The organism is Dactylosporangium sp. NPDC006015 (assembly GCF_040614215.1).
In the GTDB taxonomy this organism is placed as follows: Bacteria; Actinomycetota; Actinomycetes; order Mycobacteriales; family Micromonosporaceae; genus Dactylosporangium; species Dactylosporangium maewongense.
In genome coordinates this window covers 26,517-38,844 of sequence record NZ_JBEXUD010000044.1, presented here as the reverse complement: position 1 = coordinate 38,844, position 12,328 = coordinate 26,517, and the positions used below count along the sequence as shown (strand labels likewise).

9 protein-coding genes and 2 pseudogenes are annotated in these 12,328 nt (G+C 68.5%); 7 read left to right on the top strand and 4 right to left on the bottom strand.

Annotated elements, in window-relative coordinates; genetic code table 11:
* Positions 1-51 precede the first annotated feature (51 nt).
* Positions 52-219 (top strand): hypothetical protein, encoded by a 168-nt coding sequence (locus ABZ321_RS45920; protein WP_344507124.1) that lies wholly within the window; start codon positions 52-54, stop codon positions 217-219.
* Positions 220-310: 91 nt separating this feature from the next.
* Here the strand turns inward: ABZ321_RS45920 and ABZ321_RS45915 are convergent, their stop codons facing one another.
* Positions 311-793 carry a hypothetical protein gene (locus ABZ321_RS45915; protein ID WP_344507126.1) on the bottom strand — a complete coding sequence of 161 codons (483 nt, stop codon included), beginning with the start codon at positions 791-793 and terminating at the stop codon, positions 311-313.
* Positions 794-1,269: 476 nt separating this feature from the next.
* On the opposite strand from ABZ321_RS45915, the gene ABZ321_RS45910 reads away from it, so the two are divergent.
* The gene (locus ABZ321_RS45910; RefSeq protein ID WP_354902590.1) at positions 1,270-1,845 is read left to right on the top strand and encodes a tyrosine-type recombinase/integrase; all 576 of its coding nucleotides are present in this window, start codon (positions 1,270-1,272) and stop codon (positions 1,843-1,845) included.
* Positions 1,846-2,150: 305 nt separating this feature from the next.
* A pseudogene (locus tag ABZ321_RS45905) lies at positions 2,151-2,790 on the top strand (IS6 family transposase).
* Between the two features lie 311 nt (positions 2,791-3,101).
* On the opposite strand, the gene ABZ321_RS45900 reads toward ABZ321_RS45905, so the two are convergent.
* Positions 3,102-3,551 carry a hypothetical protein gene (locus tag ABZ321_RS45900; RefSeq protein ID WP_344507128.1) on the bottom strand — a complete coding sequence of 150 codons (450 nt, stop codon included), beginning with the start codon at positions 3,549-3,551 and terminating at the stop codon, positions 3,102-3,104.
* Positions 3,552-3,591: 40 nt separating this feature from the next.
* Between ABZ321_RS45900 and ABZ321_RS45895 the strand changes: the two genes are divergently transcribed.
* The 4 genes and pseudogenes from ABZ321_RS45895 to ABZ321_RS45880 all read left to right on the top strand — a co-directional run bounded on the left by ABZ321_RS45895 (position 3,592) and on the right by ABZ321_RS45880 (position 11,043).
* Positions 3,592-4,569, top strand: a complete 978-nt coding sequence (locus tag ABZ321_RS45895; protein WP_354902443.1) for a WYL domain-containing protein — start codon at positions 3,592-3,594, stop codon at positions 4,567-4,569.
* Between the two features lie 1,136 nt (positions 4,570-5,705).
* Positions 5,706-8,405: an FtsX-like permease family protein gene (locus tag ABZ321_RS45890; protein WP_354902441.1), complete on the top strand. Its 2,700-nt coding sequence runs from the start codon at positions 5,706-5,708 to the stop codon at positions 8,403-8,405.
* A gap of 3 nt (positions 8,406-8,408) precedes the next feature.
* Positions 8,409-9,147 (top strand): annotated as a pseudogene (locus tag ABZ321_RS45885) (ABC transporter ATP-binding protein).
* Positions 9,148-9,918: 771 nt separating this feature from the next.
* The gene (locus ABZ321_RS45880) at positions 9,919-11,043 is read left to right on the top strand and encodes a DUF418 domain-containing protein (RefSeq protein WP_344507136.1); all 1,125 of its coding nucleotides are present in this window, start codon (positions 9,919-9,921) and stop codon (positions 11,041-11,043) included.
* 148 nt (positions 11,044-11,191) lie between these two features.
* On the opposite strand, the gene ABZ321_RS45875 is transcribed toward ABZ321_RS45880, so the two are convergent.
* Together ABZ321_RS45875 and ABZ321_RS45870 are read right to left on the bottom strand one after the other, a co-directional pair.
* Complete coding sequence (locus ABZ321_RS45875; protein WP_344507138.1) at positions 11,192-11,320, bottom strand: hypothetical protein; 129 nt, start codon at positions 11,318-11,320, stop codon at positions 11,192-11,194.
* A gap of 349 nt (positions 11,321-11,669) precedes the next feature.
* Positions 11,670-12,311, bottom strand: coding sequence for a response regulator transcription factor (locus ABZ321_RS45870; protein ID WP_344507269.1), 642 nt, complete (start codon positions 12,309-12,311; stop codon positions 11,670-11,672).
* Between the last annotated feature and the right edge of the window lie 17 nt (positions 12,312-12,328).

Below are 12,328 nucleotides of genomic sequence, written 5' to 3'. Positions count from 1 at the left end.
CACGACGGCTGCGGGGATCACTCGTCAGGGACACATGACCCAGTTGGGGACATGAGCTCCGCCCTGTCTGGATCGGTGCGCTACCTGTCCGTCGCAGCACGGCTGCGCGACTTGATTCTCATCGACGTCTACGTGCCGGGCAGCAGCCGCCGTCCGAACGCGATTGCGCGCTTGTCTGCGACCGCGGCCGGGATGCGCTCGCCGAGACGCGCGATTTGACGCGTCGGTCGAATCCGTAGCCGCTGGTCGCGCGGTAGGCACGGGCGTCGCTGACGTTCCACAGCGGAGGACCCGCTGAGGACGTGGAGTTTCAGCGGTCGCGGTTGGGTCTTGGAAGTTCAGGAGTGTTGCGGTCATCGACCAGGCCGCTGCGTCGTACGGTGTGAACGACCGCTGGGTCCAGCAGCAATGCCAGACCGTCGTTTTCGCCCGCGTAGAGCGTGAAGACACGAACCGGCGTGCCCGCCGCGGCGAGCAGGTCGTTCACGACGGCGAGGGGGCGAACGGTCGCTTCCAACCACGGCGAGTTGTAACGCCAATCGTCGGCGTCCAGGACCGGGAAACGGCATCCGTTGATGTCCAGGACGTAACCCTCCTCGTCGCCGTTGCCGCATACCGTGCGGATCCGCAGTGTGACACCGAATCGCCGCAGCGCCGGAGCCATCTCGCCGAACAGGTCCTCAACGCCGCCCTCCGCAAGGTCCTCGCCGTCGGCACGAAAGGTCACATCGTCAAGGACGGCGCAGTTGAAGGGATACCCTCCTGCCGCCACCTCGCGCCGCTGGTCGTCCACCGCGGCGGCTGGCAGGTCGCTCCAGAAGCCGACGTCCGCGAGTGTCGACGCGAGCTACGCCCACCGACGGTCCTGCCCGGCTCCGGCGGGTCGGCGACGCAGCCACGACAGCCTGATGCGACGCATCCTCATGCCCCACCCGACGTGGCGCCGGCTCGGCCTGGCCGGCTCATGGCTGCCATGGTCACCCACGCAGACGCGTGCTACAAGATCAGGCGCGCACGTATGCCGCGGCGAGCGCCCTGGCGTTCATCTGATGCATCGTGATGTATGGCTGCCATCACCGTCCCAGCCGTCAGCGGCGGGCCCCCGAACGAGTTCGTACTGCGTGCGGCGACCGCCGAGCACCTCGGCCTCTACCGCCGTCAGACCCGGCTACACTGCGAGTCAGACCTACGGGTCTTCCTATGCTGGTGCGCCGACCATGACCTCGATCCGCTCGCAGCGGTCCGGACGGATATCGAACGGTACCTGCGCTGGCTGCAGGACGTACGCCAGTACCAACCATCTACAGTGTCCCGACGGTTGTCGATCGTGGTCGTCTTCTACCGGACCTGCGTCATCGACGGCATCCTTGCCCACTCACCCGCCGGCCACCGTGCCTGCGGAGTCGCCCACCCTCGGGCTCGGGCACCTGCATCCTACGGGTCCGGGGCAAGGGCGGCAGGGTCGTGCTCATCCCGCTGCCCCCGGCCGTCGCCCGGGCCATCGAACGCGCCGTCAACGGCCGCCTCGACGGGCCGATCCTGCGCAGCACGCTCGGCACCCGGATGGACCGACACGCTGCGACCCGCCGGCTCAAGCACCTGGCCTCCACCGCCGGCGTCCGGATGCCGAGGAAGCACCCACACATGCTGCGGCACACCTTCGTCACGACCAGCCTGCGCTGGCAGGCCAACGTCAACTACGGCCACTACATGACCCAGAACGCAATTGCCGCCACCGACGGCTATGGCCGCTGGATCACCAGGGGGCAGGATGCCACCGTACGGCTGTGGCAACTCCCCGACTCGATCAGCGACGAGGTTCCCGGGCAACAGCAACTCTGGTGAACCCGGTGCCACTTCCCCCGACGCAGCGGGCAGCCCACTGCCCGCCAACACGATCGGTCAAGCGTCCGGAGCTGCCGCCGTTCGCGCACGGATGGGCGGGAACTGCCATGGTCATGATTCATGCACCGTGCCGCCAACACTTCGGGTCGTCGGTACGAAGGTAAGTTGTAATCCTGCGTGGGCTCTGTTGCATCCGCCGTTCGGCAAGATCGAAGCAGACGTGAGCAGTGAGGTTCTCGAACCGGCGGGCAGCCGTACCACCGCAGTCAGCGTTCGCCAGCTTGCGGTTCCCGCCGGAGGTGGTCATGGTCGCCGTTCGGCTGTACCTGCGGTACAACCTTTTCCTACCGCGACGTCGAGAAGTTACTGCTCGAGCGTGGTGTCGAGGTCGATCACGTCACGATCTTCCGCTGGGTCCAGCGTTTGACACCGCTGCTGGCTGACGCAGCCAGGTTCGGCTGGCATTCACCAGGCGACAGGTGGTTCGTCGACGAGACGTACATCAAGGTCAACGGCGTATGGCGGTACGTGTACCGGGCCGTCGACCAGTATGGCCAGGTCATCGACGTGCTTTTCTCCGCCCGCCGTGACGCTGCCGCGGCCCGCCGGTTCCTCCGCCGGGCGTTGGCCACGTTGAAGGTAACACCGAGCGAGGTGGTCACAGACGCGGCACCGGTGTACCCGGCCGTGCTCGATGAGCTGGTCCCTTCGGCCTGGCACCACGTGGAACGGCACGCCAACAATCGGATTGAGGCCGATCACAGCCAGCTCAAACACCGGCTCAGACCGATGCGTGGACTCCGTACTGCCCGGACCGCGCAGACGATCATCGCCGGGCACGCGTTCATGCAGAACGTTCGCCGCGGCCACTACGAACTCGGCGTCGACGCTCCACGCGGACTCCGACTCGCTGCCGCGTTCACCGCGCTCGCCGCCACCATCTGACACCGGCCCGCACCGGCCTTAACCGCGGTCTCCCGATCGCCAAGTGCAACAGTGCCCGTCGTCGCGTACGGCAGCAACCCGCCCTGTCGAATTGGTGCAGCAACGGGCCAAGTCGGCCTCGAACACGGCCGTGCGCTGGAAGCTCTCACGGTCGGTTCGCGTCGTACAGGGCGACCTCCGATACGGTGTGCAGGCTTGCCGGACCGCCTGCGTGGTGGAGTTGCCGGTGATGAGGAACTGGGTCCGTCGACCATCCACTGTGGTGGCGCCGACCGTCCCGAAGTCAGGGGAGCCGTGTCGCCGGCCGCTGGTCAGGCGCGGGAGAATTCCATGACCCAGTTGGATTCCCACGTGTGTCCACCGTCGGCGGAGAACTCTTGCTCCCAACGTGCCGAGGTGGAGGTGATGTCTGACCAGATGAAGTGCGCCTTGATCGGCCTTCCGTCGTGGGTGTCGTCGCCGTAGAAGTCGCCGCGGCCGTCGGTGAAGGTGCCCACCACCGGCGGGTAGAGCAGGCCGGTGGTGCTGCTCGCCCAGTGGATCGACCACTCCTTGCGTTCGACGTCGAACAGTCGCAGCGAGAAGCCGCGGCTGCCGAGCGTCGGGAAGACGATCTCCTCGGTGTTGCCGGCACCGTCGAAGATGCTCTGGCTGGTCACCGTGCTCGGGAAGTGGTCCCACTCCTCGCTGCCGGCGAAGAGCGTCCTGAGGCGCCGGTTGGCCACGTTCCACGAGCCGATGATGAAGTCGAAGTCGTTCATGCCGGCGATCATGGGGCGCTACCCCTGACATCTTCTGTCAGTGGTCCGGAAGACTGTCGCGGTGCGTGCCAGCCGGTTGTTGTCCCTGCTGCTGTTGCTGCAGAACCGTGGGCGGATGAGCGCCGCACAGCCCGCCGCGGAGCTCGGCGTCACCGCCCGGACCGTCTACCGCGACGTCGAGGCGCTGGCCGCGGCGGGCGTGCCGATCTACGCCGAGCAGGGACCCACCGGCGGTTACCAGCTGATGGACGGCTACCGCACCCGGTTGACCGGGCTGACCGCTGACGAGGCCGAGTCGCTGTTCCTGACCGGCATGCCGCAGCCGGCCGCCGAGCTGGGACTCGGTGCCCAGGTAGCCGCCGCCGAACTCAAACTGATGGCCGCGTTGCCCACCCCGTACCGGGAGGCGTCGAGACGGATCCGGCAGCGCTTCCACCTCGACGCGCCGGGCTGGTACCGGGAGCCGGACGCGGTGCCGCACCTGCTCGCCGTCGCGGAGGCGCTCTGGCAGGACCAGGTCATCGAGGTCCGGTACCGTCGCTGGGCCCCTCGGCCGGGCGTGGTCGGCCGGCGGCTGCACCCGCTCGGCCTCGTCCTCAAGGCGGGAGTCTGGTATCTGATCGCCGCCGGGAGCGGTGAGCCGCGCACCTACCGGGTCTCCGCCATCGTCGAGCTCCGGCAGTTGCCGGAGTTGTTCACCCGCCCGGACGGCTTCGACCTGACCACGTTCTGGCACGCACACGTCGAACGATACGAGCGGGCCGAAACGGCCGAGGTCGCCGTGGTACGCCTGTCGCCTGCCGGGATCGCCGCGCTACCCGACATCCTTGGCCCGAGGGCCGGCCGGCTGGCAGCGCGCACCCTCACACCCGCCGACCCGGACGGATGGCGACGCGTCACCATCCCGCTGGAAACGTGGACCACGCCGCGGCCAGCTTGCTCCGGCTCGGTGCGGACGCGCAGGCGCTCGCCCCTCCCGAGCTGGTCGCACGCATCACCACTACGCTCCGGGCAATGACCAGGCTGTACCCGACGACGTCGAAGGATTGACATATCGAGTCCGCTTGTGCGGCAGCCGCAGCGCGCGGGCTGGCTGAGGTCGCTGCCGACCATATGCGAGGCGTTGCACGCGGCGGTCGAACCGGTGGGTCGGTGGGCTGGCTGCTGTCCGCCGCCTGGACCCCGCTTCGGAATCGGCGGATGAGATACTGCGATTCCCCACCCCGAGCTACCGCGACAAGGCGCTGGCCAAACTCGGACCGGCCGTCGTTGGGCTGCTGGTGAGCACGGCGATCGTCGGAGCGGCGGATCTGCGCGAGGAGGTGGTCGCCTTCCTGGCCAGGACCACGACGGTCTGATCGTGTGCGCGATGGCCGTGTTGCGAGCAGCGGTCGCAGCTTCGCGCACAGGACCACCACCGCCTCGCCGGCATCCGCCACGACGGTCACCGGCCCCGACACCCGGAACCGCAGAGGCCCGGCGCCGGCCCGCCGGGTGGCGTCGATGCTGCTCGGCGAGTGGTTCAAGGTCGCGGACCTCCGTGACGACGACTTCCTCGTCGATGAAGGACAGGTCCGCCTGCACGTGCCGGGTTGCGGACGACAGCAACAGGCCGACCACCGGGTCTGTCGCCGCGCGGCCGCAGGCCGTCGAGGTTGCGAAGTTCCCTTAGCAGATGAGTGCGCTGCCGGCCGAGCACCATCTGCACCGTATCCGAATCGCCTGTTCGTGCGGCCGCTGTCACTTTCAGGAAGAAGTCGTCCCGGAAGCCGCCGCTACGGGGGGCTTGCTTCGGAGAGCCAGCGCCGCAGCTCGACCGCTCCAGCTTCGGTGGTCTCGTAGATCACGCGGTCCGGTTTTCACCGCCTGGGACCCGTCGTTCGGAGCTCACCATGCCGTCGCGGTACAGACGGTCGAGGATCTGGTACAGGTGGCCGGTGTTCAGCGGGCCTCACTGCGGGCCGACTGCCGCTTCGAAGGCGCTCTTGAGCTCATATCCGTAGCTGGGCCCGTGGGCCAGCAGTGAGAGCACCGCGTGGTGGATCGGCATACCCGGACTGTACCCGCATCTTGCATTGTCGCAATGTATTGCGACAGAGTAGCGCCGTGATCTCCTTCATCTGGGCTTCACTGCGAGGGCGCGCGGCGAGGTCGGTGGCACTCCTGCTAGGCGTGCTCACCGCGACCACCGGATTCACCGTGCTTACCGGCGCCATCGACACCGCGCGGCTGGAGGTCACCGGCGAGGTCGACAGCAGCGCCAAAACCGCCTACGAGATCCTGGTCCGACCCAAGGGCACCCGGACGGCGCTGGAGAACGAACGCGCCCTCATCCGGCCCAACTCGCTGTCCGGCATCTACGGCGGACTCACGTTCGACGACGTCAACAAGGTCGCCGCGGTGCCCGGAGTAGACGTCGCGGCGCCGATCGCGATGGCCGGCTACGCCAACGCGGGGATCACCGTCGACGTCGACATCACCGACCTGATCGACAAGAACCTCGACCGGCAGGTGATCCGCCTCGACCGCACGTTTCTCGCCGACCGAGGGCTTTCCACCGTGACCGCCCGCCCGCTGTACGTCTACGTCACCAGGCACGAGATCTCCTGGCCCGTGCTTGAGAACCGGGGGACGACGGTCCGGTTCACCGGCGGCGAGGTACTTCCCGTCGATCAGCTGTGCGACGGCTTCGCGGTACTGGAGGACGGCGCGCCGCTCTGCGCCTGGCTGACCCGGGCGACCATGTCCGACCTGATGACCGACCGCGACTACACCGACATGCAGGTCCTGCAACTGACCCGGGACGGCCGGTTCGAGCAGCGCCCTCCGTCGCCGGCCTCCGACCGGGCGGTCGCCCGCCTCACCTGGCACGTGCCGCTCCTCGTCGCCGGCGTCGACCCCATCGCCGAGGAGCGGCTCGTCGGGTTGCGCCAGGCACTCACCGGCGGCCGGTATCTCGACAGCACCGACCGGACGCGGTCCGACAGCATCAACAGGATCCTGCCGGTAATCGCGACGGACCGGGCGTACCCGGACAACAGCGCGATCGTCACGATGACCCGGACGGCGCTCGACCGACCGCCGCCGGGGTCGTCGGCCCAGGACGCGCTCGCGATGCTCGACGGCCTGCACGGCCAGCAGTTGGCCACCCGCAACTTCACTGCCGAGCAGGCCTTCGCGGAAACGCTCGCCAAGCGTGGCTACCGCCCCGACCTCATTCAGTTCATGCAGGTCGGAGGCGTGCGGTACCGCACCGCTCCAGACGGCACGCTGGTCGCCGAGACCATCGACGCTGACCCGGATGCGTGGCGCACGCCGGAGGTACGCGGACTCGCCGTGCCGTGGCAGATCGACGACACCGCGTTCCGAGAGATCGGCCAGGTCAACTGGAACAACCCCTCGAGCGTCTTCCACAGCACCGAAGTGGTGGGAACGTTCGACCCGCGCAAGCTCGCCACGTTCGACCCGCTCAGCCGCGTGTCGTTGGAGACCTACCAAGCGCCCGAGGCGGTCGGCGCCGACCAGCGCACCCGTGACCTGCTCGGCGACCAGGCACTACGACCCGACGGTAACCCGGCCGGCTACCTCTCCTCCCCGCCGATGCTGCTCACCACGCTGGAGGCGCTGGCCGAGACCCTGCGGGAAACCGACGCGCCCAACAAGGACGCTCCGATCAGCGCCGTTCGCGTACGGGTCACCGGGGTGCAAGGCTTCACGTCGACCTCCCGCGAGCGGGTCCGGATCGTCGCAGAGCAGATTGCCGCAGCGACCGGGCTCGATGTAGACATCGCCTACGGATCGTCGCCGACGCCGCAGACGGTGACCCTGGCCGCAGGCAAGTACCAACGACCCGAACTGCGGGTCACCGAGCCCTGGACGCACAAGGGCGTCGCCGCGGCCATCGTCAGCGCCGTTGACCGCAAGAGCGTCGTGTTGTTCGCACTGGTGCTGGTCGTGTGCGCGCTGTTTCTGACCAACGCGGTCGCCGCCGGGGTCCGCGACCGGCGTGCCGAACTGTCCACGCTCACCGCTCTTGGCTGGCCGGCCCGCCAGGTCTTCACTGCGGTGCTCGGCGAGGTCGCCGCAATCGGCCTGGTCGCCGGGGCTGGCACGGTGTTGCTGGCCGCGCCACTCGGGCTGCTGCTCGACATTCGCCTGACGTGGTCGCAGGTGCTGCTCGCCGTACCGATCGCGCTCGCGCTTGCGCTGCTCGCCGGCGCCGTGCCGGCGGCGAACGCGGCACGGATGCGCCCGGCCTGCGGGCTGCGTCCCGCCGTGGCGCTCCTCCGCCGGACCGGAAGTCCACGCGGTCCGCTCATGCTCGGGCTGGCGAACCTGCTCAGAGTGCCGGGGCGGACGTTGCTCGGGGCATCGGCACTGGCGATCGGTACCACCGCGGCCACGCTGCTGGGAGCGGTCACGTTCGCCTTCCACGGTGCGATCGTCGGAACGCTGCTCGGCGACGCGGTGTCGCTCCAGGTCCGGACGGTCGACACGATCGCCGTGGTGGCGACGGTACTGCTGGGCGCGTTCGCCGTCGCCGACGTGCTGTACCTCAACATCCGCGACCGCGCCGCCGAGCTGGCGACACTGCGCGCGCTCGGCTGGACCGCCGCAGCGCTGGCGCGACTGATCGCCGCCGAAGGCTTCGGCATCGGCGTGCTCGGCGGCGCGTTCGGTGCCAGCCTGGGTCTCGTCGGGGCTGCCTGGCTGGTCGGCGACATCACCACTGGCCTCGTCGTCACCGCGGTCGCCGCCATCGTGGCCGGCGCGCTGTCGGCCACCGCCGCCGCGCTCGTACCCGCCCTGCTCGTCCAGCGCATCCCGACCGCCCGACTGCTCGCCGAGGAGTGACCGATGCCAACAGGTGCCGCACTGACCATCTCCGGACTCACGAACCGGTTCCACACCGGTGCCCAGGAGATCATCGCGGCCGACGACCTCATCGTGGAAGTCGCCGGCGGGAGCTGCACCGCGATCACCGGGCCGAGCGGGTCCGGCAAATCGACACTGCTGCACCTCATCGGCGCCATCGAGGCACCGCACAACGGCACGATCGTGGTGGAGGAGTCGAGGCGACGGCGCTGCGGCGCAAGCAGCTGAGCGAGTATCGCCGGACGGTCGGATTCGTTTCCAGCGGTACCATCTACTGCCCGCCCTGACGGCCCTGGACAACGTCATCGCGCCGGTCCTGCCCTTCCGGGTCGGCTTCGACAAGCGCGCACGCGCACGGGACCTACTTGACGCGGTCGGCCTCGCCGGGCGGGAGCGAGCGCTGCCGGCTCAGCTGCCCGGCGGCCAGCAGCAGCGGGTGGCGATCGCACGCGCGCTCATCGGCGAGCCGAGACTACTGCTCGCAGACGAGCCGACCGGCAACCTCGACTCCGCCAACGGCACGCAGATCCTCGACCTGCTGCTCAACCTGCGCGGAGCACGCGGGATGACAGTGCTGCTGGCGACCCACGAGCATCACATCGCGGCCCGCTGCGACCGACTGCTCCACCTCGCCGACGGGCGGATCACCGAAGACATAGACCTGACGGCCGGCGAGCCTCCGGAGTCGACACTGGCCCGAGCCGCCCAACTGCGGCGTTAGCCGGGCCTGCGGTGTACGAAGCCGAGGGCATCGAGGTGATCAGGACGTAGTCCAGGCCAGCCGCGGTCATCGCGGTCATGGTCGGGGTCCGCGAGTAGACCGGGAGGATCGAGGACGTCAGCCACCGTGGCTGTCATCGCGGAGATGGGTTTGGAGAAGGCGTCCGTTGCCAGGATCGCGGAGCACGCCGGCCTCTCCAGGGCCGCCGCCTTCGAATGCCAAGGGGCATACCAGCTGGCCTGCCTGCGTGAGAAGTCGCGCGGAGTGCGTGGCAATGTGGTCGCCAGGACGGCTCGAAACCGCACTGCCGATTTAACGAAGAACCGTTGACATGGCCAGCGCGCGGCTCGATCATTCGCCGGCTTCCGAGGCTCGCTTGTCCTGCGGGACACCGTCGGGCAACGTCGCCTTCGGTTGGACGTGGGCACACTCAATCGCTCCGAAACAGACGAGCATCCACGGAGCGCTTCAGATCCACAGTAGACGGCCGGCCAGAGACCCCCCGCCGACCGCTGCAGGTCCTCGGCCTACTGACATAGCGCAAAGCGGTGAAGTACCTACCTTGCAAAGGCCCTGAGGTCAGCCCGGCCACCAGCGACCAATGGCGACGCAGGGGGTGCGATGGCATGCTTCAGGATCTACATTCGGCGACTGCGGAGCCCGGTCACCGGCCCGTACGGTGACCGCATGACAGCCGACGTGCCCACGCGATCACCCGGGCCGACTACTCCCGCGGCCCGCGCTCTGGCGCCAGACCTGGCGCGTGGGTTCATGCTGCTGTTCATCGCGCTGGCCAACTCGCACTACTTCCTGACCGGCCCATCGGTGTTGGGTGGCTACCCGCAGAACGGATCGGGTCTCGACGCGGCCGTCACCTGGCTGATCTCGACCTTCGTCGACGGCCGTGCGTTCCCGATGTTCGGGCTACTGTTCGGGTACGGCGTCGCCCAGATCGTCCGCCGCCACGAGGCATCGAGACCTCGGGTGGTGCGCCGGCTGCTATGGCGGCGCAGCGCTGCACTCGTGGTCGTGGGTCTGCTGGACGCGCTGCTGTTCTACGTCGGTGACATCCTCGCGGCCTACGGGGTGCTGCTGTTCCTGGGAGCATGGGCGGTGCGCTGGCACGACCGCTGGCTGGTGCTGACAGCGCTCGCGTTCTTCGTGCTCACCTCCCTGCCGAGCGACGACTCTCTCGTCATCAGCCTGGCCGGACCCGACGCCGCAATGCTTCCGCCGGACGCGGGCACCATGGTGGCCGAACGAGCTCTGGCGGCGCTCTTCGTGGCGTCCCTCGGCCCGCTGGGCTTTATGTGCCCGTTCATGGTGGGGTTGTGGGCGGGCCGCCGGCGCATCCTCGAGCACCCGGAGCGGCACCGCATGCTTCTGGGCGTCACAGCGTCGATCGGCATCGGTGCCGCGGTGCTCGGCGCTCAGCCGGTCTCGCTGATTCTCGCCGGCATGGTGACGCCGCCGAACCAACCGACGCTCGAACTGCTGGGCTCCCTGCATGACACGACCGGGATGCTGGGCGGCTTCGGTTATGCCGCCCTGCTGGCGCTGATCGCGGCCTGGCTCCCCGGACGCCGACGGCCGGTCACCGACGCGATCGCCGCCGCGGGCCAACGGTCGATGACCTGCTACCTGATGCAGTCGGTGATCTGGGCCATCGCCTTCACGCCCTTCCTGCTCGACCTCTCCGGCACCCTGGACGTCGCCGGCACGGCGCTGCTCGCAACGGGAACCTGGATCGTGACGGTGGTCCTCGCCGACCGCATGCGCCACGCCGGCCACCGCGGACCGTTCGAAGCGCTCGTCCGACGTGTCACATACGGACCCGTCGGGGTTCCAAAGCCCGTCACCGTGGTTGACATGGGCAGATGCGACGTTCGGCCATGACGTCGGGCATCATCATGACGCATGCCGCTGCGTCTGATCTACTTCGTGTTCTGCGGTATCGCCGGCTGGCTTGCGCTCCTCACTGCACGTTGATCTGGAACCAGCGGCTTCTGTGTATACGCTGCGGGAGCATAAGCGGTTCTACAACCTACACCGACCGCATCAGGGGATCGTGAATGTCCGGCCGCTGAAGCCGCTGCCCGAACCGATCACCGACCCGGACCAACTCGTCCGGCTGAACATCCACCGGCGTGGCCACCTCGGTGGCGTCCTTCACCAATACGATCACGCCGCCTGAGCTGCCCGGATGGCATTCTTGGCAGGTACAACGCCCCGGTCGACATGACGTTCGCAAAACTGGATCAAGGGGTGCTGGAGGCGCCATCGACCGCGGCAGACCTGGAGTACCACCTCAGCACGCTGTCGCCGCCCGTGCGGCCGCACGGCTATCTGGACGTGCGCTACCTGGACGTGCAGCCGGGTCTTTCGGTTACGGACGTCAGTCGCGCCGCGCCCTCGGCGGGGCGGGTAGCGCGGTACATACTTGGATCGCCGCAAAGGGGAGGTCGACGTGAAAGAAGGCCGCCTTGATTCACTTCCAGTAGGCCGCGCGATGTGGCGCTCGGTCAGCCGCGCAGGTAGGTGAGAACGGCCGAGACTCGGCGATCTGAATGCGGGTCGAGCGGCAGCTTGGCGAAGATGTTGCCGACGTGCTTGCGTACCGCCGCCTCGCTTACGAACAGCTTGTCGGCGATCGCGTGGTTGGTGTGGCCTTCGGCCATGAGCGCGAGAACCTCGCGTTCGCGTTCGGTGAGGCCCGTGAGCGGACCGTCGGCGTGCCGGAGGCCGACGAGTTGGCGGACAACCTCGGCGTCGATGACCGTGCCGCCCACCGCGACGCGGTCGATGCTGTCGAGGAAGTCGCGTACGTGGCCGACCCGGTCCTTGAGCAGGTAGCCGATGCCCCCGCCGGGGGTTGAGTCGAGCAGTTCGCCGACGTAGGCGTCGGCGACATAGGCCGACAGCAACATGATCCCGATGCCGGGATGAGCGGCCCGGATTGTCGCCGCCGCGCGCAGTCCCTCGTCGGTGTGGGTGGGTGGCATGCGGATGTCAGTGACGACGAGGTCGGGGCGGCAGTTGCCCGCGTACGTGAGCAGGGCCTGCGCATCGGCGACGGCCGCGACGACCTCGTGCCCGGCGCGTTCGAGGATCCGCACCAGCCCTTCTCGGAGCAGGGCCGCGTCCTCGGCGACCACGATCCGCAGCGTCTTCGGCCGCGGCG